Annotated in this window: 19 protein-coding genes; 16 read left to right on the forward strand and 3 right to left on the reverse strand. The window is 60.6% G+C overall.

The window, feature by feature from the left end; translation table 11 throughout:
• The first annotated feature begins 21 nt into the window (after positions 1–21).
• The 8 genes from dnaE to ispD all read left to right on the forward strand — a co-directional run bounded on the left by dnaE (position 22) and on the right by ispD (position 11417).
• The gene (gene dnaE / locus EC919_RS07710; protein WP_133772743.1) at positions 22–3543 is read left to right on the forward strand and encodes a DNA polymerase III subunit alpha; all 3522 of its coding nucleotides are present in this window, start codon (positions 22–24) and stop codon (positions 3541–3543) included.
• Positions 3544–3670: 127 nt separating this feature from the next.
• Positions 3671–4618, forward strand: coding sequence for an acetyl-CoA carboxylase carboxyltransferase subunit alpha (locus tag EC919_RS07715; protein ID WP_065989826.1), 948 nt, complete (start codon positions 3671–3673; stop codon positions 4616–4618).
• Between the two features lie 80 nt (positions 4619–4698).
• Positions 4699–6036, forward strand: a complete 1338-nt coding sequence (gene tilS, locus EC919_RS07720) for a tRNA lysidine(34) synthetase TilS (RefSeq protein ID WP_133772745.1) — start codon at positions 4699–4701, stop codon at positions 6034–6036.
• A 272-nt stretch (positions 6037–6308) separates the two neighbouring features.
• Positions 6309–7940, forward strand: a complete 1632-nt coding sequence (locus EC919_RS07725; RefSeq protein WP_133772747.1) for a CTP synthase — start codon at positions 6309–6311, stop codon at positions 7938–7940.
• Positions 7941–7955: 15 nt separating this feature from the next.
• Positions 7956–8801 (forward strand): 3-deoxy-8-phosphooctulonate synthase, encoded by an 846-nt coding sequence (gene kdsA, locus EC919_RS07730; RefSeq protein ID WP_133772749.1) that lies wholly within the window; start codon positions 7956–7958, stop codon positions 8799–8801.
• Between the two features lie 170 nt (positions 8802–8971).
• Complete coding sequence (gene eno, locus EC919_RS07735) at positions 8972–10258, forward strand: phosphopyruvate hydratase (RefSeq protein WP_133772751.1); 1287 nt, start codon at positions 8972–8974, stop codon at positions 10256–10258.
• A gap of 159 nt (positions 10259–10417) precedes the next feature.
• Positions 10418–10696, forward strand: coding sequence for a cell division protein FtsB (gene ftsB / locus EC919_RS07740; RefSeq protein ID WP_037014212.1), 279 nt, complete (start codon positions 10418–10420; stop codon positions 10694–10696).
• 10 nt (positions 10697–10706) lie between these two features.
• The gene (ispD, locus tag EC919_RS07745; protein WP_133772753.1) at positions 10707–11417 is read left to right on the forward strand and encodes a 2-C-methyl-D-erythritol 4-phosphate cytidylyltransferase; all 711 of its coding nucleotides are present in this window, start codon (positions 10707–10709) and stop codon (positions 11415–11417) included.
• A gap of 126 nt (positions 11418–11543) precedes the next feature.
• Here the strand turns inward: ispD and EC919_RS07750 are convergent, their stop codons facing one another.
• Complete coding sequence (locus tag EC919_RS07750) at positions 11544–12449, reverse strand: LysR substrate-binding domain-containing protein (RefSeq protein WP_208294964.1); 906 nt, start codon at positions 12447–12449, stop codon at positions 11544–11546.
• A 109-nt stretch (positions 12450–12558) separates the two neighbouring features.
• On the opposite strand from EC919_RS07750, the gene EC919_RS07755 reads away from it, so the two are divergent.
• From EC919_RS07755 to rpoS, 8 genes are all read left to right on the forward strand, one after another.
• A complete protein-coding gene (locus tag EC919_RS07755; RefSeq protein WP_122537380.1) occupies positions 12559–13671 on the forward strand; it encodes an S-(hydroxymethyl)glutathione dehydrogenase/class III alcohol dehydrogenase in 1113 nt (370 codons plus the stop codon).
• 88 nt (positions 13672–13759) lie between these two features.
• The gene (gene fghA, locus EC919_RS07760; RefSeq protein ID WP_208294965.1) at positions 13760–14611 is read left to right on the forward strand and encodes an S-formylglutathione hydrolase; all 852 of its coding nucleotides are present in this window, start codon (positions 13760–13762) and stop codon (positions 14609–14611) included.
• Between the two features lie 106 nt (positions 14612–14717).
• The gene (ispF, locus tag EC919_RS07765; RefSeq protein WP_133772759.1) at positions 14718–15191 is read left to right on the forward strand and encodes a 2-C-methyl-D-erythritol 2,4-cyclodiphosphate synthase; all 474 of its coding nucleotides are present in this window, start codon (positions 14718–14720) and stop codon (positions 15189–15191) included.
• On the forward strand, positions 15188–16246 hold the full coding sequence (gene truD / locus EC919_RS07770) for a tRNA pseudouridine(13) synthase TruD (RefSeq protein WP_133772761.1): 1059 nt from the start codon (positions 15188–15190) through the stop codon (positions 16244–16246). The genes ispF and truD overlap by 4 nt, the downstream gene beginning before the upstream one ends.
• Positions 16234–16983, forward strand: coding sequence for a 5'/3'-nucleotidase SurE (gene surE, locus EC919_RS07775; RefSeq protein ID WP_133772764.1), 750 nt, complete (start codon positions 16234–16236; stop codon positions 16981–16983). Before truD ends, surE begins: the two co-directional genes overlap by 13 nt.
• 41 nt (positions 16984–17024) lie before the next feature.
• The gene (locus EC919_RS07780) at positions 17025–17660 is read left to right on the forward strand and encodes a protein-L-isoaspartate(D-aspartate) O-methyltransferase (RefSeq protein ID WP_172610991.1); all 636 of its coding nucleotides are present in this window, start codon (positions 17025–17027) and stop codon (positions 17658–17660) included.
• A gap of 179 nt (positions 17661–17839) precedes the next feature.
• Positions 17840–18733 carry a peptidoglycan DD-metalloendopeptidase family protein gene (locus EC919_RS07785; protein ID WP_133772766.1) on the forward strand — a complete coding sequence of 298 codons (894 nt, stop codon included), beginning with the start codon at positions 17840–17842 and terminating at the stop codon, positions 18731–18733.
• A 103-nt stretch (positions 18734–18836) separates the two neighbouring features.
• A complete protein-coding gene (gene rpoS / locus EC919_RS07790; RefSeq protein ID WP_133772768.1) occupies positions 18837–19841 on the forward strand; it encodes an RNA polymerase sigma factor RpoS in 1005 nt (334 codons plus the stop codon).
• A gap of 560 nt (positions 19842–20401) precedes the next feature.
• On the opposite strand, the gene fdxA is transcribed toward rpoS, so the two are convergent.
• On the reverse strand, positions 20402–20725 hold the full coding sequence (gene fdxA, locus EC919_RS07795; RefSeq protein ID WP_065989796.1) for a ferredoxin FdxA: 324 nt from the start codon (positions 20723–20725) through the stop codon (positions 20402–20404).
• A gap of 239 nt (positions 20726–20964) precedes the next feature.
• On the reverse strand, positions 20965–23532 hold the full coding sequence (gene mutS / locus EC919_RS07800) for a DNA mismatch repair protein MutS (protein WP_166650519.1): 2568 nt from the start codon (positions 23530–23532) through the stop codon (positions 20965–20967).
• Positions 23533–23535: the final 3 nt, after the last annotated feature.

Genomic DNA, 23535 nt, shown 5'->3' on the forward strand with positions numbered 1-23535 from the left:
TTGTGCACCATAGGATCACCCATGCCGGCTTCTTTCGTTCATCTACGCCTGCACACCGAATACTCCCTCGTTGATGGTCTGGTCCGTGTAAAACCCTTGGTCAAGGCGCTCGCGGGCATGAACATGCCGGCCGTGGCGGTGACCGACCAGAACAACATGTGCTCGCTGGTCAAGTTCTACAAAGCGGCGATGGGGGCGGGCATCAAGCCAATCTGCGGCGCCGACATCTGGCTGGCCGGGCGCGACCGCGATGCACCGCTCAGCCGTTTGAGCCTGCTGGTTATGAACCCGAAAGGCTACCTGAACCTCACCGAACTGATTTCCCGTGGCTTCATGCACGGCCAGCGCAATGGCCTGGTGGTGATCGAGCGCGAATGGGTGGCCGAGGCCAGCGAAGGGCTGATTGCCCTGTCTGCGGCGAAGGAGGGCGAGATCGGCATGGCCTTGCTCGGTGGCAACCCCGCCGAAGCCGATGAGCTGCTGAAGGAGTGGCTGACGGTTTTTCCGGACCGCTTCTACATCGAAATCCAGCGCACCAACCGTATCAACGACGAAGAACACCTGCACGCCGCCGTCGCCCTGGCCGAGCGCCATGGCGTGCCGCTGGTGGCCAGCAACGACGTGCGCTTTATCAAGCAGGAAGATTTCGAAGCCCACGAGACTCGCGTGTGCATCGGCGAAGGTCGGGCGCTGGACGATCCGCGCCGTTCGCACAACTACAGCGATCAGCAGTACCTGAAGAGCGCGGAGGAGATGGCCGAGCTGTTCAGCGATCTGCCGGACGCCCTCGCCAACACCGTCGAGATCGCCAAGCGCTGCAACATCGACGTCAAGCTGGGCACGCACTTTTTGCCCAACTTCCCGATCCCCGATGGCATGACCATCGACGAGTATTTCCGCAAGGTGTCCTTCGAGGGGCTGGAAGAGCGTCTCGCGGTGCTCTGGCCGAAGGAGACCACGCCGGACTACGAGGCCAAGCGACAGGTCTACGTCGACCGCCTGAATTTCGAGCTGGATATCATCATCCAGATGGGGTTCCCCGGTTACTTCCTGATCGTTATGGACTTTATCCAGTGGGCGAAGAGCAACGGCGTCCCGGTGGGTCCGGGCCGGGGTTCGGGTGCCGGCTCGCTGGTGGCTTACGTGCAGAAAATCACCGACCTCGACCCGCTGGAATACGACCTGCTGTTCGAACGTTTCCTTAACCCCGAGCGGGTCTCCATGCCCGACTTCGACGTCGACTTCTGCATGGACGGTCGCGATCGGGTCATCGAGTACGTCGCCGAAAAATACGGCCGCAACGCGGTCAGTCAGATCATCACCTTCGGTTCCATGGCCGCGAAGGCGGTGGTCCGGGACGTGGCGCGGGTGCAAGGCAAGTCCTACGGATTGGCCGATCGTCTGTCGAAGATGATCCCCTTCGAAGTCGGCATGACCCTGGAAAAAGCCTACGAGCAGGAAGAGATCCTGCGCGACTTCCTCAAGGTGGATGAGGAAGCGGCAGAAATCTGGGAGATGGCGCGCAAGCTCGAGGGCGTTGTGCGTAACGTCGGCAAGCACGCCGGTGGTGTGGTCATCGCGCCCACCAAGCTGACTGACTTCTCGGCGATTTACTGCGATGAAGAGGGCGGCGGTCTGGTCACCCAGTTCGACAAGGATGACGTCGAGGCAGCCGGTCTGGTGAAGTTTGACTTCCTGGGTCTGCGTACCCTGACCATTATTGACTGGGCACTGAAGACGATTAACCGCGACCGCGCCAAGGTCGACGAAGAGCCTCTCGATATCGCGTTCATCCCGCTGGATGACATGCCGACCTACGAGCTGCTGCAGCGCGCCGAAACCACGGCCGTCTTCCAGCTTGAATCCCGCGGCATGAAAGAGCTGATCAAAAAGCTCAAGCCCGACTGCCTGGAGGACTTGATCGCACTGGTGGCGCTGTTCCGTCCCGGTCCGTTGCAATCGGGCATGGTCGACGACTTCATCAACCGCAAGCACGGTCGTGCGGAACTGTCGTACCCCCACGTCGATTACCAGTACGAAGGCCTCAAGCCGGTGCTCGCTCCGACCTACGGCATCATCCTGTATCAGGAACAGGTGATGCAGATTGCCCAGGTCATGGCCGGCTACACCCTCGGCGGGGCCGACATGCTGCGTCGTGCAATGGGTAAAAAGAAGCCCGAGGAAATGGCCAAGCAGCGCGGGGGCTTCATCGAGGGCTGCAAGACCAACAACATCGACCCGGACCTGGCCGGTAACATTTTCGACCTGGTGGAGAAATTCGCCGGTTACGGTTTCAACAAGTCGCACTCGGCGGCCTACGGGCTGGTGTCGTACCAGACCGCCTGGCTCAAGCGTCACTACCCGGCACCGTTCATGGCGGCGGTGCTTTCAGCGGACATGCACAACACCGACAAGGTCGTGACCTTGATCGAAGAAGTGCGGATCATGAAGCTGCGCCTTGATGCGCCGGACGTGAACAATTCCGAATTCAAGTTCACCGTGAACGACGACGGCCGTATCGTCTATGGCCTCGGCGCGATCAAGGGCGTCGGCGAAGGCCCGGTGGAAGCCATCACCGAAGCGCGGCAGGAGGGCCCGTTCGCCGACCTGTTCGATTTCTGCGCCCGCATTGACCTCAAGCGCGTCAACAAGCGCACCCTCGACGGCCTGATCCGCAGCGGTGCGCTGGACCGTCTGGGGCCGTTTTTCTACGACGAGCCGAAACAGTACCAGGCCAACATCGACCGCAACCGCGGGGTTCTGCTGGCCGCGCTCGAAGAAGCCATTCAGGCCGCCGAGCAGACCGCGCGCAGTCACGACAGCGGCCATGCCGATCTCTTCGGCGGCCTGTTCGTCGAAGCCGACGCCGACGTGTACGCGAATCACCGCAGCGCCAAAGAGGTCACGCTCAAGGAGCGGCTGCGTGGCGAAAAAGAAACCCTGGGCCTGTACCTGACCGGGCACCCGATCGATGAATACGAAGGCGAGATACGCCGCTTCGCGCGCCAACGTATCGTTGATCTCAAGCCCTCGCGGGAAACCCAGACCATTGCCGGTCTGATCATCGCGCTGCGGGTGATGAAGAACAAAAAGGGCGACAAGATGGGCTTCATCACCCTGGACGACCGTTCGGGGCGCATAGAAGCGTCGCTGTTTGCCGATTCGTTCCAGGCCGCCCAGTCGCTGCTGCAAACCGACGCGATGGTAGTGGTAGAGGGGGAGGTCAGTACCGACGACTTCTCCGGTGGTCTGCGGTTGCGCGCCAAACGGGTGATGAGCCTGGAAGAAGCGCGCACCGGGCTGGCGGAGAGTCTGCGCCTGAACGTGCGTGCCGAAGCGCTCAAGGGCGATCGGCTACGCTGGCTGGGCGAGCTGTGCAAAAAGCACCGCGGCGCGTGCCCTATCACCCTCGACTACACCGGGCAGGAAGCCAAGGCACTGCTGCAGTTTGGCGAAGCGTGGCGAATCGATCCCGCAGACAGCCTGATTCAGGCGCTGCGTGACCAGTTCGGACGAGAGAACGTCTTCCTGCAGTATCGCTGACACCGATCAGCTCAACATTTGTGATTCGACACTTTAAACTCGACCGAAAGGCGCCCGCTCCATTAAGGTATGGCGCTTATCGGATCAACCGGCCGGCCTCTTGGCCGTCGACCCAAGACGGATGCCTATGAACCCGAATTTTCTGGATTTCGAACAGCCGATCGCTGACCTGCAAGCCAAGATTGAAGAGCTGCGTCTGGTAGGCAATGACAACTCGCTGAACATCGGCGACGAAATCTCTCGACTGCAAGAGAAGAGCAATACGCTCACCGAAAGCATTTTCGGCAACCTGACCAGTTGGCAGATCGCGCGCATGGCGCGTCATCCGCGTCGTCCGTACACGCTGGACTACATTCAACACATCTTCACCGAGTTCGACGAGTTGCATGGTGATCGCCACTTCTCCGACGACGCCGCCATCGTCGGCGGTATTGCCCGCCTGAACGACCAGCCGGTGATGGTGATCGGTCATCAAAAGGGCCGCGAAGTGCGCGAGAAGGTTCGCCGCAACTTCGGCATGCCGCGTCCCGAAGGCTACCGCAAGGCCTGCCGCCTGATGGAGATGGCCGAGCGCTTCAAGATGCCAATCCTGACCTTCATCGATACGCCAGGCGCTTACCCGGGCATCGACGCCGAAGAGCGTAACCAGAGCGAAGCCATCGCCTGGAACCTGCGTGTCATGGCGCGATTGAAAACCCCGATCATTGCCACCGTGATTGGTGAAGGCGGTTCGGGCGGCGCACTGGCTATTGGCGTGTGCGATCAACTGAACATGCTGCAGTACTCGACCTATGCGGTGATCTCGCCGGAAGGCTGCGCGTCCATCCTGTGGAAAACCGCAGAAAAAGCGCCGGACGCTGCTGAAGCGATGGGCATCACTGCCGAGCGTTTGAAGGGACTGGGCATCGTTGACAAGGTCATCAACGAGCCACTGGGTGGCGCGCACCGTGACCCGGCCGCTGCCGCTGCATTGATCCGCGAAGAACTGAGCAGCCAACTGAGCATGCTCCAGAAATTCGATAACGACGCGCTGTTGGCCCGCCGTTACGACCGCCTGATGAGCTATGGCCTTTAACCGGACCGTTCTGCATGAAGAGCGTCACCGAACCCGGTGACGTCTCCCGGTCCGGCGAGCTTTAAGCAGGGTTAACCAGCATGAGCAAACCGGACAGCATCGCACTCGCACTCTCCAGACGTCTGTTGTCGCGCCTCGAACCCTGGCGCGCTGCAGCCGCCTGGCGCGTTGCATTCTCCGGTGGGCTCGATTCCACTGTTCTGCTTCACCTGCTGGCCGAACTGGCCAGGGTTCACCCCCTTCCTCCTCTGACCGCTGTTCACGTCAACCATGGCCTTCAAGCGGTGGCGGCCTCGTGGCCGGTGCATTGCCGGCAGATGTGTCAGATTCTGGGTGTGCCGATGCAGGTCATCGACGTCCAGGTACGCCCCGGCGCAAGCCTTGAGCAAGCGGCACGCGACGCTCGCTATGCCGCGTTCAACTCAACCCTCGGGGCGGGCGAGGTGCTGCTCACTGCCCAGCACCGTGACGATCAGGCTGAAACGCTGCTGTTCCGGCTGCTGCGCGGCGCCGGGGTGCGCGGACTGGCGGCCATGCCGGCGCAGCGTCCTTTGGGCGCAGGACAGTTGTTTCGGCCGCTGCTGGACGAATCCCGCGCTACCCTCGAGGCCTATGCCCGGGAGCAGGGTCTGAGCTGGATCGAGGATCCGAGCAACAAGGACAGCCGCTTTTCGCGCAACTACCTGCGCAGCCATGTGCTGCCACTGGTGACGACCCGCTGGCCGCAAGCGGTCTCGAGCATGGCCCGCAGCGCCGCTCATCTGGCCGAAGCCCAGCAGCTGCTGGACGAGCTGGCGGTGCAGGACCTCGCCCTCGCCGATACGCCGTGCCCCTGGCCCTGGCTGGATATGCCATCCCTTGAACTCGCACCGCTCGAAGCCCTGTCACCCGCCCGCCAGCGCAACGCATTGCGTCATTGGCTGGCGCCGCTCACTCGATTGCCGGACACCGATCACTGGGTGGGCTGGGACTCGTTGCGCGACGCCGGGCCGGACGGTCGCCCCATCTGGCGACTGGCCGACGGTCAGATGCACCGTGCCGAAGGGCGCATCTGGTGGCTATCGGGGATCTGGCTGAAAAACGTCGCCGGCTCGCAGCACTGGTCCCTGGCCTCGCAACCTCTCACGCTGCCGGGCAACGGCATGCTGCAGATCCTCGGCGCCGCGCCCGCGGGTGGTCTGCATGTGCATTACCGTCAGGGCGGTGAAACCTTCGATGTGCCGGACCGAGGCCGACGAGACCTCAAACGGCTCCTCAATGAGAAGGGCGTGCCGGTGTTTCTGCGCGGCCGATTGCCGCTGTTGTACCGCGGCGAGCAGTTATTGGCCGTGGCAAACCTCCCGGGACTGGACGCCAGCCCCCGTGGCGACTGGCGATTGCACTGGTTGCCACCGACGAATGACCAAAGTTTGAGCTGAATGGTCGTTTCCGGTAGACTACGCTCCCTTCTTGATACAGCTTATGTCGATCCTTCCGGAACGATGCAAGTTGCCGATTACCAGCCAGTTTTTACTGGGCGATTCTCAAAAATGTGGCGAGCCACGGACAGACCTTTTCAAGGCCGGTCGTTGACTTGGGCGCGACAGATTCGAAAATGCACAGTGAAACACGCAGGTTGTCGGGGGCTTCGGCCTTCCTTCGCTTTCCCCGGCGGCTCTGACCGCTTTAACGCAGACTTCTAGGGTTTTTCATGACGCGCTACATCTTCGTCACGGGCGGTGTTGTTTCTTCATTGGGGAAAGGCATCGCCTCGGCTTCATTGGCGGCCATCCTGGAGGCGAGGGGACTTAAGGTCACCATGCTCAAGCTGGACCCCTACATCAACGTCGACCCCGGCACCATGAGCCCGTTCCAGCACGGTGAGGTGTTCGTCACCCACGACGGCGCCGAGACTGACCTGGACTTGGGTCACTACGAGCGTTTCATTCGCACCACCATGACCCAGAACAACAACTTCACCACCGGCCGTGTGTACGAACATGTCCTGCGCAAAGAGCGCCGTGGTGATTATCTGGGCGCGACCATTCAGGTGATCCCGCACATCACCGACGAAATCAAGCGTCGCATCATCAAGGGCGCCGGCGATGCCGACGTCGCCATGGTCGAAATCGGCGGGACCGTGGGCGATATCGAGTCGCAACCGTTCCTCGAAGCGATCCGCCAGCTGCGTTTCGAAGTGGGCGCCAAGCGCGCCATGCTCATGCACCTGACCCTCGTTCCGTACATCGCCACCGCGGGCGAGACCAAGACCAAGCCGACTCAGCATTCGGTAAAGGAACTCCGTTCGATCGGCCTGCAGCCAGACGTACTGGTCTGCCGCTCCGACCACCCGATCGACATCTCGTCGCGCCGCAAGATCGCGCAGTTCACCAACGTTGAAGAGCGCGCGGTCATCGCCCTCGAAGACGCCGACACCATCTACAAGATCCCGGGCATCCTGCATTCCCAGGGCCTTGACGACTTCGTCGTCGAGCGCTTCGGCCTGCAGTGCGGCAGCGCCGACCTGTCCGAGTGGGAAAAGGTCGTCGACGCCAAGCTCAATCCGGAACACGAAGTCACCATCGCGATGGTCGGCAAGTACATGGAGCTGCTGGATGCGTACAAGTCGCTGATCGAAGCGATGAGTCACGCCGGTATCAGCAATCGCACCAAGGTCAATCTGCGCTACATCGATTCCGAAGACATCGAGAATCAGGGCACTGGTTTGCTCGAAGGCGTTGACGCGATTCTCGTCCCGGGCGGCTTTGGTCTGCGCGGCGTCGAGGGCAAGATCACGGCGGTGCAGTTCGCTCGCGAGAACAAGGTTCCGTATCTGGGCATCTGCCTGGGTATGCAGGTGGCGGTCATCGAGTTCGCACGTAACGTGCTGGGCTGGAAAGACGCCAACTCCACCGAGTTCGATCGCGCCAGCGAGCACCCTGTCGTCGGTCTGATCACCGAATGGGAAGACGCCACCGGTGCTGTCGAAACCCGTACCGAAACCTCTGACCTGGGCGGCACCATGCGTCTGGGCGCCCAGGAGTGTCTGCTGGAGCCGGGTTCGCTGGTGCACGATTGCTACGCCAACGACGTCATCGTCGAGCGCCATCGCCACCGTTACGAAGTGAACAACAATCTGCTGCCGCAACTGGTCGAGGCCGGTCTGAAAATCTCCGGTCGTTCCGGTGACGGCGCGCTGGTTGAAGTGGTCGAGTCTCCGGACCATCCGTGGTTTGTGGCCTGCCAGTTCCACCCCGAGTTCACCTCTACGCCGCGCGATGGCCACCCGTTGTTCAGTGGTTTCGTCAAGGCAGCGCTTGCTCAACACCAGAAGAACGGTTGATAGGGAATCCATCACATGGCACAGAAAATCATCCGCGTCGGCTCGATCGACATCGCCAACGACAAACCCATGGTTCTGTTCGGCGGCATGAACGTCCTGGAGTCGCGCGACATGGCGATGCAGGTCTGTGAAGAATACGTACGAGTGACCGAGAAGCTCGGCATTCCGTACGTGTTCAAGGCCAGCTTCGACAAGGCCAACCGTTCGTCCGTGACCTCCTATCGCGGCCCTGGCCTTGAAGAAGGCATGCGGATTTTCCAGGATATCAAGCAAGCCTTCGGCGTGCCGATCATCAGCGACGTGCACGAGCCTGAGCAGGCCGCTGCCGTGGCGGAAGTCTGCGACATCATTCAGTTGCCAGCCTTTCTGTCCCGTCAGACCGACCTGGTCGTGGCCATGGCCAAGACCGGCGCCGTGATCAACATCAAGAAAGCCCAGTTCCTCGCGCCCCACGAGATGAAACACATCCTCGCCAAGTGCGTCGAAGCGGGCAACGATCAGTTGATCCTGTGCGAGCGCGGTTCGAGCTTCGGTTACAACAACCTGGTCGTCGACATGCTCGGTTTCGGCATCATGAAATCGTTCGAATACCCGGTGTTCTTCGATGTGACCCACGCCTTGCAGATGCCGGGCGGTCGCTCCGACTCCGCCGGTGGCCGTCGCGCCCAGGTCACCGATCTGGCCAAGGCCGGGATGAGCCAGGGCCTGGCCGGTCTGTTTCTGGAAGCCCATCCGGATCCGGACAACGCCAAGTGCGACGGTCCCTGCGCCCTGCGTCTGGACAAGCTGGAGCCGTTTCTGGCCCAGCTCAAGGCCCTCGACGAACTCGTTAAAAGCTTCCCGACGATCGAAACGGCGTAAAACCCGCTTCTCCGGCGCCGAGCCCTCCGGTAGAGTGCCGTTCGTTGTTTTCCCGACCAGAGGGTCGGGAAAATTGTCGTTTCAGGGCCTGCCCGTTGTCCTAGAGCCCTGAGACGCCGAATCGTTTTCCCAGCTGCGTCGTTTTCGTCAATCTTGGAGTGTTAACAACAATGGCAAAAATCGTCGACATCAAAGGTCGTGAAGTTCTCGACTCCCGTGGCAATCCCACCGTGGAAGCAGACGTGCTCCTCGACAACGGCATCATCGGCAGCGCCTGCGCGCCGTCCGGTGCTTCCACCGGCTCGCGTGAAGCGCTTGAGCTGCGTGATGGCGACAAAAGCCGTTACCTGGGCAAGGGCGTTCTGAAAGCCGTGGCCAACATCAATGGCCCTATCCGCGACCTGCTGCTGGGCAAAGACCCGGTTGACCAGAAAGCCCTCGATCACGCGATGATCCAGCTGGACGGCACCGAAAACAAAGCCAGCCTGGGCGCCAACGCGATCCTCGCTGTGTCCCTCGCCGCTGCCAAAGCGGCCGCTCAGGATCAGGATCTGCCGCTGTACGCGCACATCGCCAACCTGAACGGCACGCCGGGTGTTTACTCGATGCCGGTCCCGATGATGAACATCATCAACGGTGGCGAGCACGCCGATAACAACATCGACATCCAGGAATTCATGATTCAGCCGGTGGGCGCCAAGACCTTCTCCGAAGGCCTGCGCTGGGGCACCGAGATTTTCCACCACCTCAAAGCGGTGTTGAAAGCGCGCGGCCTGAACACTGCCGTGGGTGACGAGGGCGGCTTCGCGCCGAACCTGAACTCCAACGCCGACGCGCTGGACGCCATCGCCGAAGCCGTTGCCAACGCTGGCTACAAACTGGGCACCGACGTGACCCTGGCGCTGGACTGCGCAGCGAGCGAGTTCTACAAGAACGGCAAGTACGTGCTGAGCGAAGAAGGCGAGTATGACTCCGCCGGTTTCGCCGACTACCTGGCCGACCTGGTCAGCAAGCACCCGATCATCTCCATCGAAGACGGTCTGGACGAGTCGGACTGGGATGGCTGGAAAGTCCTTACCGACAAGATCGGCGACAAGATCCAGCTGGTGGGCGACGACCTGTTCGTGACCAACACCAAGATCCTGAAAGAAGGTATCGACAAGAAGATCGGTAACTCGATCCTGATCAAGTTCAACCAGATCGGCACGCTCACCGAAACGCTGGAAGCGATCCAGATGGCCAAAGCTGCGGGTTACACCGCCGTGATCTCGCACCGTTCCGGTGAAACCGAAGACTCCACCATTGCCGACCTGGCCGTGGGCACCGCCGCTGGCCAGATCAAGACCGGTTCATTGAGCCGTTCCGACCGTATCGCCAAGTACAACCAGCTGCTGCGTATCGAAGAGCAACTGGGCGCGAAGGCGGTGTACCGTGGTCGCGGCGAGTTTCGCGGCTGATTGCAAAGATGGTAAAAAGGCAGCAGGCGTTGTAGGAGAAGTCACTGAAGCGTGACTTCTCTTGTCGTCCTGATCCATGAGCCCGGTGACCACCGGGCTTATGGGCATTTGAAATGGTCGGTTTTGCTGTCTTTATTCGCCGGGTAACAGATATTCACAATGCGCAGTCCTAACTGGTTGTTCCTCGTTCTGCTTTTGATGCTCGCTGGCTTGCAGTATCGCCTATGGGTAGGTAACGGCAGTCTCGCGCAGGTGGCCAGTCTGACTCAGCAAATCGCCGATCAACACGCCGAAAACGATGCTCTGCTGGAGCGTAATCGAGTCCTGGATGCGGAAGTGCTGGAGCTGAAAAAAGGCCTCGAAACCGTTGAAGAGCGTGCCCGTCACGAATTGGGCATGGTCAAGGACGGCGAAACCCTTTATCAGTTGGCACAGTGACGTTGGCGTAATGACTCAATCCCTTCCTGCCTTCTGGGCAGTGATTCCCGCAGCGGGCGTTGGCGCGCGCATGGCGGCAGACCGTCCCAAGCAGTACCTGCAACTGGGCGGCCTCACGATTCTTGAACACAGCCTGCTTTGCTTTCTCGATCATCCCCGGCTCAAGGGCCTGGTGGTCAGTCTGGCTGTGGATGACCCTTATTGGCCTACGTTGCCTTGCGCCCTGGATTCCCGTATCCAGCAGGTCGCGGGCGGCAGAGAGCGGGCGGACTCGGTGCTCAATGCGCTGCTGCACCTGCACGCCAACGGCGCCGATGACAACGATTGGGTGTTGGTGCATGACGCGGCCCGCCCGAATCTGGCGCGTTCGGATCTCGACACCTTGCTGGGTGAACTGGCGGATGATCCGGTTGGGGGCTTGCTGGCGGTGCCAGCGAAAGACACCCTTAAGCGTGCGGACGCCAATGGCCGCGTGACCGAGACCGTTGATCGCAGCCTTATCTGGCAGGCCTATACGCCGCAGATGTTTCGTCTGGGCGCGCTGCACCGGGCGCTGGCGGACAGTCTGGTGTCGAACGTGGCGATCACCGATGAAGCGTCGGCTATCGAATGGGCCGGGCAATCGCCGCGCCTGATTGAGGGGCGCGCGGACAACATCAAGGTTACCCGCCCGGAAGACCTCGAATGGCTGCGTCAGCGGCGTGTGGAATTCAACGGCTGATCTGTTTGCAATGAAGGCGGATACATTCGCTGATTTTGCTTGTGTAGGAGCGCGCTTGCCCATCAACGCGATATGTCTGCACCGTCGTTGCAGCCTGACACTCTGCATTCGCGGGCAAGCGCGCTCCTACAAAGGATCGGCATGATGACTGTACTCATCCCGCGACGCCAATCCCGCCTTCAGATAATCCACCAGCTTTCTCACCTTGGGCGACAGATGCCGTTGCTGCGGGTAAAGCGCCCAGACGGCGGTGTTCGGCGGCTGATGGCCATCCAGTAACGACACCAGCGCGCCGCGCTTGAGATGCTCCAGCACGTAGTAATCCGGGAGCTGACACAGCCCGACCCCGCGCAACGCCGCATCCAGCACAGCCTGCCCACTGTTGCAGCGCCAGTTGCCTTGCACCCGCTGGGAAAACTCCCGCCCGTTTTGTTGCAACAGCCAACTGTCCGAGCTGCCGATCAGGCAGTTGTGTCGCGCCAGTTCCGACACGCTGTGGGGACGGCCGTACCGTTCGAGATAGGCGGGTGAGGCGCACAGGTACATTTTGCGTGGCGCCAGTCGGGCGGCCATCAATCGTGACTCCTGCAAGCGACCCAGCCGGATCGCCAGGTCCAGGCCTTCGTGCACCAGGTCCAGCGTGTTGTTGGTCAGCTCGATGTCCACGCGCAGTTGCGGGTATTCCTCCATGAAGCGTGTCACCAGCGGTGCGATGAACCTCTCGCCGTATGCCACGGCGCAGGTCATTCGCAGCAGTCCCTTCGGCTCGCTGGTCAGGTCCGTGACCGCACGCAGCGCTTCTTCTCGTCCGTCCTGCAAACGCTGGCAGTGATGCAGAAACGTCTGACCGGCTTCGGTCAGTGCGACCTTCCGGGTACTGCGATACAGCAGTCGCGTCTGCAAACGCTCTTCCAGTCGCGCGATCTGGCGACTGATGTGCGACGACGAGACGCCGAGTCGGTCCGCCGCTGCAGTGAACTGCCCGCACTCGGCGACGGCCACGAACTCATCCAGACCTGCCCAGCGATTGATCTGCATCGATTGTCCCTGCACAGCATTAATGTTTTGCTTTCAGGCGGATTATTCATCAGTCAGCACTGTATTACACTTCGGGCTCGTATTTATTTAGCTGGAGACCATGATGATCAAGTCACGTGCTGCCGTTGCCTTCGCGCCCAATGAACCACTGCAGATCGTCGAAGTGGACGTTGAGGCCCCGAAAGCCGGCGAAGTGTTGATTCGTACCGTCGCATCCGGCGTTTGTCACACCGATGCCTACACCCTGTCCGGTGCTGATTCCGAAGGCGTCTTCCCGTGCATCCTCGGGCACGAAGGCGGTGGCGTCGTTGAAGCCATCGGCGAAGGCGTGACCTCCCTCGCGGTGGGCGACCACGTTATTCCGCTGTACACCGCCGAATGCCGCGAGTGCAAATTCTGCAAATCCGGCAAAACCAACCTCTGCCAGAAAGTCCGCGCCACCCAGGGCAAGGGGCTGATGCCCGACGGCACCACCCGCTTCAGCTACAACGGCCAGCCGATCTATCACTACATGGGCTGCTCGACGTTCTCCGAATACACCGTGGTCCCGGAAATCTCCTTGGCGAAAATCCCCAAGGAAGCGCCTCTGGAGAAGGTCTGCCTGCTGGGGTGCGGCGTGACCACCGGCATCGGAGCGGTCCTGAACACGGCGAAGGTCGAGGAGGGCGCCACCGTTGCGGTCTTCGGGTTGGGCGGTATTGGCCTGGCGGCGATCATCGGCGCAAAAATGGCCAAGGCCTCCCGCATCATTGCGGTTGACATCAACCCGTCCAAATTCGACGTGGCCCGTGAACTGGGTGCGACCGAGTTCGTCAATCCGAAAGACCACGACAAGCCGATTCAGGAAGTAATTGTCGAAATGACCGACGGTGGTGTCGACTACAGCTTCGAGTGCGTAGGCAACGTGAACCTGATGCGCGCGGCACTGGAATCGTGCCACAAGGGCTGGGGCGAATCAGTGATCATCGGCGTCGCCGGGGCTGGTCAGGAAATCTCCACGCGTCCGTTTCAACTGGTGACCGGTCGCGTCTGGCGCGGTTCGGCCTTCGGCGGCGTTAAAGGCCGCACCGAACTGCCAAGCTACGTCGAAAAAGCACAGGCTGGCGAGATCCCGCTGGACACCTTCATCACCCACACCATGGGCCTGGACCGGATCAACGAAGCCTTTGACCTGATGCACGAAGGCAAAAGCATCCGTACGGTCATTCATTTCTAGGAAGCAGCGGCAAGCTACACGCTGTAAGCGGCAAGAGGTGCGTGTCATGCCCTCTTGCCGCGAGAAGCTTGAAGCTTGCCGCTCGGAGATCCCCATGAGTCTTGAAAATATCTCGTGCCAGAAAAGCTTCGGCGGCTGGCACAAACGTTACAAACATCACTCCGACGTGCTCGGCTGCGACATGGTGTTCGCGGTATATCTCCCTCCCCAGGCGGAGCAGGGCGGCAAGCTGCCGGTGGTCTATTGGTTGTCGGGATTGACCTGCACCGATGAGAACTTCATGCAGAAGGCCGGTGCGCTGCGCGTGGCGGCGGACCTGGGGCTTATCATCGTGGCGCCTGACACCAGCCCGCGCGGCGCCGACGTGCCGGATGATCCCGACAACGCCTACGACTTCGGCCTGGGCGCCGGCTTTTATCTGAATGCCACCGAGCAACCGTGGGCGCGGCACTACCGCATGTACGATTACGTGATCAGCGAGCTGCCCGCGTTGATCGAGGCGCACTTCCCGGCCTCGGACAAACGCAGCATCAGCGGGCATTCCATGGGCGGCCATGGCGCACTGGTCGGCGCGTTGCGCAATCCGGGCCGCTATAAATCGGTGTCGGCGTTCTCGCCCATCTGCAACCCGATGGATTGCCCGTGGGGGCAGAAAGCCTTTTCGCGCTACCTGGGCGAAGACCGTTCGCGCTGGCGTGAGTGGGACGCCAGCGTGCTCATCGCCGAGGCCACCGAGCGCTTGCCGCTGCTGGTGGACCAAGGCGATCGCGACGACTTCCTCGGCAATCAGCTCAAGCCAGAATCGCTGGTTCAGGCGGCGAAGGCGGCGGGTCATCCTCTGGAGTTGCGCATGCAGCCGGGGTACGACCACAGCTATTACTTCATCGCCAGCTTCATCGAAGATCACTTGCGCCATCACGCCCGAGCCCTGGCCGGCTGAAGTCCTCGCGCTCAATTGCAGCGTCTCGGGCAATTGAGCGCGGGCCGACCCTAATCCCGGTCAAAGTAGGTAGAATCACGCCCTGACTTTTTCAGGGCGTTTTTTTATGCGTATTGGCCACGGCTACGATGTGCACCGTTTCGCTGAAGGCGATTTCATTACCTTGGGCGGCGTGCGGATTGCGCACACGTCGGGTTTGCTCGCGCATTCCGATGGCGATGTAGTGCTGCATGCGCTGAGCGATGCCCTGTTGGGTGCTGCAGCGCTGGGCGACATCGGCAAGCACTTCCCGGACACCGATCCGCAATTCAAGGGAGCCGACAGCCGGGTTCTGCTTCGTCACGTGCTCAAGCAAGTGCAGGCAAAGGGTTGGAAGGTCGGCAACGTCGACGCGACCATCGTTGCCCAGGCGCCGAAGATGGCGCCGCACATCGAAAGGATGCGTGCCTTGATTGCCGAAGACCTCCAGGTCGACATCGAACAGGTCAACGTCAAGGCCACCACCACTGAAAAGCTGGGCTTCACCGGCCGTGAAGAAGGCATCGCCGTGCACGCCGTTGCGTTGTTGATCAGCGCATGACCGAGCTCGAACTTCTGGGCCCGAGCGCCTACGGCGACGCGTTGGGTACTGCCGTACTGAAGGCTACCGCCGAAGATTTTCAGGTTGATGAAGTCCTCGATATCCCGCTTTCCGGGGATGGCGAGCACTTGTGGTTGTGGGTCGAAAAACGCGGCCTGAACACCGAGGAAGCCGCCCGGCGTCTGGCCAAGGCGGCCGGCGTGCCGTTGCGAACCGTCGCCTACGCCGGTTTGAAGGATCGTCAAGCGTTGACTCGCCAGTGGTTCAGCATTCAGCTGCCGGGCAAGGCCGATCCGGACATGTCAGCGGCTGAAAACGATTCCCTGAAAATTCTCGACAGCAAACGCCACAAGCGCAAGTTGCAACGGGGCGCCCACGCGGCCAATGGCTTCACGTTGCGTCTGACGCAATTGCAGGCCGACAAGTCCGGGCTCGACGCGCGTCTTGAATCGATCAAACAACGCGGCATCCCCAACTATTTCGGCGCCCAGCGTTTCGGCCATGAAGGCGGGAACCTTGGTGAAGCCCGGCACTACGCCGAGCGTCAGGCCCTGCCCGAGCAGCGCAATGTGCGCTCTCGGTTGCTCTCTACCGCCCGCAGCTACCTGTTCAATCAGGTCCTGGCCGCGCGGGTGGCCGATGGCAGCTGGCAAAAGGCGCAAGTGGGCGATCTGCTGGCGTTCACCGACAGCCGCAGCTTTTTCCCCGCAGGGGAAGCCGAGTGCAGCGACCCTCGGCTGGCGATCCTTGATCTTCACCCGACAGGGCCGCAATGGGGCGAGGGCGGTTCCCCGGCGTCCGGCGCTACCGCCGAGCTTGAAAACAGCATCGCGGCGCGCGAGGCGTCGCTCTGTAACTGGTTGATAAAAGCGGGAATGGAGCATGAACGGCGCATCCTGCGACTGCCCATCGGGCGGTTGACGTGGCATTATCCCGAGCCTGACATTCTGCAACTGGAATTCGTCCTGCCGGCCGGATGCTTCGCCACCGCATTGGTGCGCGAACTCGTCGATCTCGCGCCAGCAGGGCAGACGGACAGCTCATGCGTATTCTGATTTCAAATGATGACGGGGTTATGGCCCCCGGGCTTGCTGCGCTGCATCGCGCGCTGGCCGGGTACGCCGAGTGCGTCGTGATTGCACCCGATCAAGACAAAAGCGGCGCGAGCAGTTCGCTGACGCTGGACCGGCCGTTGCACCCGCACACCCTGGACAACGGTTTCATCAGCCTCAACGGCACGCCCATCGATTGCGTCCACCTCGGACTCAACGGCCTGCTGCCCGATGAGCCGGACATGGTCGTTTCGGGCATCAACCTGGGGGCCAATCTGGGTGACGATGTGCTCTATTCAGGCACCGTCGCTGCGGCCCTGGAAGGCCGTTTTCTGCAACGCCCGTCATTTGCCTTTTCATTTTTGTCACGTCAGGTCGATAACCTGGCAACCGCTGCGCACTTTGCCCGGCTTCTGGTCGAAGCTCACGAACGCCTCGACCTTCCACCCCGTACCGTATTGAATGTGAATATCCCTAACCTTCCGTTGGCAAACGTGCGCGGTATCCAGCTGACCCGTCTTGGCCATCGCACCCGTGCGGCGGCGCCCGTGCGCGTGGTCGACCCGCGCGGAAAGGCCGGTTACTGGATTGCTGCTGCCGGAGATGCCGAAGACGGCGGGCCGGGCACCGATTTCCACGCGGTGATGCAGGGTTACGTGTCGATCACCCCGTTGCAGCTGGATCGTACCTATCAGGACGGTTTCAACAGCCTGAACGCATGGCTGGAGGGAATGGCCTGATGTCGCGTGAGCAAGATGATCTGTTACGACGTGGCGTGGGGATGACTTCCCAGCGTACCCGCGAGCGCCTGATTCAACGGTTGTGCGAAGAAGGCATCGCCAACACCCAGGTGCTGGACGTCATTCGCAAGACGCCACGGCACCTGTTCGTTGACGAAGCCCTGGCGCACCGCGCCTACGAAGACACCGCGCTGCCGATCGGCAACAACCAGACGATCTCCCAGCCTTACATGGTGGCGCGCATGAGCGAGCTGCTGCTGGCGGCGGGTCCGCTGGACAAGGTGCTGGAGATCGGCACCGGCTCGGGCTATCAGACCGCCGTGCTGGCGCAACTGGTGGAGCGTGTGTTCTCCGTTGAGCGCATCAAGGTGCTGCAGGATCGCGCCAAGGAACGCCTCGTCGAGCTGAACCTGCGCAACATGGTGTTTCGTTGGGGCGATGGCTGGGAAGGCTGGCCGGCGCTCGCGCCCTACAACGGCATCATCGTCACCGCCGTGGCCACCGACGTGCCTCAGGCCTTGCTGGACCAACTGGCACCCGGCGGTCGCCTGGTGATTCCGGTGGGTTCGGGTGAAGTACAGCAACTGATGTTGATCATCCGCGAAGAAAACGGCTTCTCCCGGCATGTGCTGGGCGCCGTTCGTTTCGTCCCGTTGCTCAACGGACCGCTGGCTTAAGCGCTATTTTGCGGCGGCAATGAATTCCACAAGACGCAGCCGGTCTACAGGCTGGCGTTTTGCAACGCTGCTTCGGTCAACTGCCGCAGCGCTGTTTCACACCATATTTTTCATGGCTGCCTGGTCTTTTCACGACCCAGGGCAGTTTCTTCTTCAGTCACCGGTAAAGGGAGTGGCGGGTGAGTCTCACAGTCATTCGGCAGCGTAGTTCTTCAACAAGTTTTCAGCGTCTGGTGATTGGAGTTGCCCTGAGTATCCTTCTGGTCGGCTGCTCCAGCACGCCATCAGGCGGCGTGCGCGTTGTCGACCGTAACGGCAAATCGACGGTGCCGACGCGTCAGCCGGTCACCACCGGTCAGTACGTCGTGAAGCGCGGTGACACGCTTTTTTCCATTGCATTCCGTTACGGCTGGGACTGGAAAGCGCTGGCCGCACGCAACAGCATTCCAGAGCCCTTCACCATTCATGTCGGTCAGACAATCCGCTTTGACGGGCGCGCCAGCTCGCCGTCCACGGCAGTGGCCGCTGGCTCGGCAGGCGTTCCGCAGACCACGACGAGCAGTTCGTCATCGCCTTCCGGATCGCTGAAAACCACCGTCATTTCAAGGCCGGTAGGCGCTGTTGCCGCGACGACGCCACCGCCGACAAGCAACTCGACGACCACGCCGGTCAACACAACCGTAGTCACCGGCGCCCGCTCGCCAAGCGGCTGGACATGGCCGACAAGCGGCGTTTTGATCAGCAAGTTCTCTTCAAACGGTAGTTTGAATAAAGGAATTGATATCGCTGGTGATTTGGGACAGCCTGTTTTGGCCGCGTCTGATGGGACCGTGGTATACGCCGGGAGTGGATTAAGGGGCTACGGCGAGTTGGTCATCATCAAACACAGCGATACCTACGTCAGTGCATACGGACATAACCGTCGGCTCTTGGTTCGGGAGGGACAACAGGTCAAGGCAGGGCAAAGTATTGCCGAGATGGGCTCCACGGGAACGGACCGGGTGAAACTGCATTTCGAGATTCGCCGCCAGGGTAAACCTGTAGATCCACTGGAATTTTTGCCACGTCGCTGATCGGTTGTCAGCCTGTTCCTGCGTAGAGGGGACAGGCTCAAGTGTTGCCATGGAAGAAGGCGTCACTGGAGCTTGAGGTCGAACTCACCAAAGGACTATAACAATGGCTCTCAGCAAAGAAGTGCCGGAGTTTGACATAGACGACGAGGTGCTCCTGATGGTGCCCGTAATCGTCCTGGATTCTGCAACGGATGAGAAGCCAGCTACACCTTCTGTCCGTGCAAAACCCAAAAACTCTGCAGCGCTCAAACAGCATAAGTACATTGATTACACGCGTGCACTGGATGCTACGCAGCTGTATCTCAATGAAATCGGCTTTTCTCCCCTGCTCTCCCCGGAAGAAGAAGTTCACTTTGCGCGACTGTCGCAAAGCGGCGATCCGGCTGGGCGCAAACGCATGATTGAGAGCAATCTGCGGCTGGTCGTGAAAATCGCCAGACGCTATGTCAATCGTGGTCTGTCATTGCTGGACCTGATCGAGGAAGGCAATCTGGGCCTGATTCGAGCGGTCGAAAAATTCGATCCAGAGCGCGGATTCCGGTTCTCGACCTACGCCACCTGGTGGATTCGTCAGACCATTGAACGCGCGATCATGAATCAGACGCGCACGATCCGCCTCCCGATTCATGTGGTCAAAGAGCTCAATGTCTATCTGCGCGCCGCGCGGGAGTTGACGCAAAAGCTGGACCACGAACCCTCTCCCGAAGAAATCGCCAACCTGCTGGAGAAGCCGGTCGGTGAGGTCAAGCGCATGCTCGGCCTTAACGAGCGCGTGTCTTCGGTGGACGTGTCGCTGGGTCCTGATTCGGACAAAACGCTGCTCGACACGCTGACCGACGATCGTCCTACCGATCCATGTGAGCTGCTTCAGGACGATGATCTGTCCCAGAGCATCGATCAATGGCTCTCCGAGCTGACCGACAAACAGCGTGAAGTCGTTGTCCGTCGCTTCGGATTGCGCGGGCATGAAAGCAGCACCCTTGAAGACGTCGGGCTGGAAATCGGCCTCACCCGTGAGCGTGTCAGGCAGATTCAAGTGGAAGGGCTGAAACGCCTTCGCGAGATTCTCGAGAAGAATGGTTTATCCAGCGAGTCACTCTTTCAATAAGGCGCAGAGGGTTGGCGCAAGTTACATCAAGCAATACGAAAGCCCCGACGCGTCGGGGCTTTTTTTATGTCGATTGAATGTAGGTTTGATGGACTGCCTGTGACAGCTTCTTGCGAGAGAAACGATCATTTTCACAATCGGGTAAGTGATGCTTACTCAGGCTGTAAGCCGTTTCTTACACGTTATGTGAGTTATCGTCTCTTCTTTAGCGGATGATGTCTCCGTCAGGTGAAAGCCGATGGTTATCTCATTGATTTAATTATCAATTTAAAACTATCGTCGGCCAGCGGGTGAATTTTCCTGAAAACTCTCAGCCCTTGCCCTCATCGTTTAAATCACTAATATCAGTCCTGTACCGACGGATTGGTACAGGCGGTCAAGGAAGACTGCTCGAGGACATCGCAGGATGCGATTCATCAGGATGATGAACAAGGATTGAAGGGATTATGGAAAAAATGTGGGCGGGTCATACCGCCCCTTTTTTCGTCTGTAGAAAAGTGAGGCTGTATCAGAGCCCCATGAAAAAAAGGCCCCGTAGGGCCTTTTTTATCAGCAAGCGCTTAGCGCTCCAGATCGGCGATCTTACCGGTCTTGCCATCCCACTGCGCCGCATCCGGCAGCGCGTCTTTGCGTTCCGTGATGTTGGGCCAGACGTCGGCCAGCTCTGCGTTCAGCTGAATGAAATTCTCCATGCCGGCCGGAATCTCGTCTTCCGAGAAGATCGCATTCGCAGGGCACTCAGGCTCGCACAGGGCGCAGTCGATGCACTCGTCCGGGTGAATCACCAGGAAGTTCGGGCCTTCGTAAAAGCAGTCCACCGGACAGACTTCTACGCAGTCGGTGTACTTGCACTTGATGCAGTTGTCGGTGACGACGAAGGTCATTTCTAATTCTCTCCTCAGGCGGCGGCAGCAAGGCCGTTCAGTCCGGCTTGCCAGGTACGGGACGTCCCCCGGCCGTAAAACTCAGCTTCTCGAGCAACGCGGCAGGCAAGGTGTCCTGCGCGGCGATGTCCGACCTTGGTTCGCTGCGTTCAAACGCGGCCAGGTGCGCTGTAAAGCCAGGCTAAAAGCTCACAGCGTCCCGAACCGCGCGGGATTCTAACAGCTTGTTACGAATCACGTTAGATGCGTGTTTTCATCGAATACAACAACTCGAGCGCCTGTCTCGGCGTCAGGTCGTCGATCTTCAGGTTCGACAACTCGTCCAGCACAGGGTGCGGCAAGCTTGCAAACATGTCGCTCTGCATCGGCAGCGGAGGTTTGCCCGGCTTGGCCCTGGGCTGCTCGTGGGGCAGGCTGGTGGTCTCCAGACGCAACAGATGCTCCTTGGCCCGCGTGATGACGCGCCCCGGTACGCCGGCCAGTTGCGCCACGGCCAGACCATAGCTCTGGCTCGCCGGGCCCGGCAGCACGCGGTGCAGGAAGACAATGCGCTCGTTGTGCTCGGTGGCATTCAGATGCACGTTGGCCACCAGCGGCTCGCTTTCCGGCAACACGGTCAGCTCGAAGTAGTGGGTAGCGAACAGCGTGTACGCGCGAAGCTGGGCGAGGCATTCTGCCGCAGCCCACGCCAGCGAAAGCCCGTCGAAGGTACTCGTGCCACGTCCCACTTCATCCATCAGCACCAGGCTTTTGTCGGTCGCGTTATGCAGAATGTTCGCCGTCTCGCTCATCTCCACCATGAAGGTGGAGCGGCCGCCGGCCAAGTCATCGCTTGAACCGATCCGCGTGAAGATACGGTCTACCAGCGAGAGTTCGCAGGTTGCCGCCGGCACGAAGCTGCCGATATGGGCCAGCAGAACGATCAAAGCGGTCTGGCGCATGTAGGTGGATTTACCGCCCATGTTAGGACCGGTGATCACCAGCATGCGCGTGCTGTCGTTCAAATCCAGGTCGTTGGCCACAAACGGCGACGTCAAGACCTGCTCCACCACCGGATGACGACCTTGCTCGATGCGCATGCACGGCTCATCGGTGAAGCGCGGCCGGTTCAGATCCAGGTTCAGCGCGCGCTCGGCCAGGTTGCTCAGCACATCCAGCTCCGCCAGCGCCGCGGCGGTGTCCTGTAGAGGCGCGAGGTGACCGATCAGGTCTTCCAGCAGCGTCTCATAAAGCATCTTTTCCCGAGCCAGCGCGCGGCTCTTGGCCGACAAAGCCTTGTCTTCGAATTCCTTGAGCTCAGGGGTGATAAAACGCTCCGCGCCTTTCAGCGTCTGGCGACGGATGTAGTCAGCCGGCGCCTGTTCCGCCTGCTTGCTCGGCAGCTCGATGAAGTAGCCGTGCACGCGGTTGTAACCGACCTTGAGGTTGGCCAGCCCGGTGCGCGCCTTCTCCCGGGTTTCGAGATCGATGAGGAACTGCCCGGCGTTCTCGCTCAGCGATAGCAACTCATCGAGCTCAGCGTCGTAACCGGTCTTCAGTACGCCGCCGTCGCGAATCACGGCAGGCGGATTGTCGATGATCGCGCGTTGCAGCAGGTCGGCCAGCTCCGGGTAGGTGCTCGCCGTTTTCGCCAATTGCTGAATGTGCGGCGCTTCGAGCTCGGCCAGTGCCTGTTGTAATTCGGGCAGGGCGCCGAGGGCATCACGCAGTCGCGCCAGGTCACGGGGGCGGGCATTGCGCAGACCGATACGCGCAAGAATGCGCTCGATGTCGCCGATCTCTTTCAGTTGCGGCTGCAGGTTCTCGAAGCGATAGCGTTCAAGGAAGCAGCCGATCGACTCCTGCCGGGCCTGAAGGATATTGAGATCGCGCAGTGGGCGGTTCAGCCAGCGGGTGAGCAGGCGCGTCGCCATGGCGGTCTGGCAGCGATCCATCACCGACTGCAGCGTGTTGTCGCGGCCGCCTGCCAGGTTGGTGTCGAGTTCCAGATTGCGGCGGCTGGCGCCGTCCAGAATCACCGTGTCGTCGAGGCGTTCATGGCGCAGGCTGCGCAAGTGAGGCAAGGCCGTGCGCTGGGTTTCCTTGGCGTAAGCCAGCAGGCAGCCCGCCGCGCCGATTGCCAGGGTCAGGTTCTCGCAGCCGAAGCCTTTCAGGTCCTGAGTGGAGAACTGCTGGCACAGGCTCTTGTGTGCCGAATCGCGCTCGAAGTCCCATGGTGCGCGACGACGGGCACCGCGGCGTTTTTCCGCTGGCAGGCCCTGTGGCCAGTCATCGGGAATCAACAACTCCACCGGATTGATACGCTCAAGCTCGGCCAGCAGATTTTCCCAGCCTTTGATTTCCAGCACCGTGAAATTGCCGCTGGTGATGTCCAGCACGGCAAGCCCGAACAGACGCTCGTCACCCAGCACGGCGGCGATCAGGTTATCCCGACGCTCGTCGAGTAACGCTTCGTCGCTGACGGTGCCCGGCGTGATGATGCGCACCACCTGACGATCAACCGGCCCTTTGCTGGTCGCCGGATCGCCGATCTGTTCGCAGATGACCACCGACTCGCCCAGCTTCACCAGCTTGGCCAGATAGCCTTCCGCTGCGTGATAGGGGATGCCGCACATGGGAATGCTTTGCCCCGCTGACTGACCGCGGGCGGTCAACGTGATGTCGAGCAGCTTGGCCGCCTTCTTGGCGTCTTCGTAGAAGATCTCGTAGAAGTCACCCATGCGATAGAACATCAGCTGGTCGGGATGCTGATTTTTCAGCCGCCAGTATTGCTGCATCATGGGCGTGTGCGAGGAGAGGTCGGAAATTGC

The organism is Pseudomonas graminis (assembly GCF_004364335.1).
Classification (GTDB): domain Bacteria; phylum Pseudomonadota; class Gammaproteobacteria; order Pseudomonadales; family Pseudomonadaceae; genus Aquipseudomonas; species Aquipseudomonas graminis_D.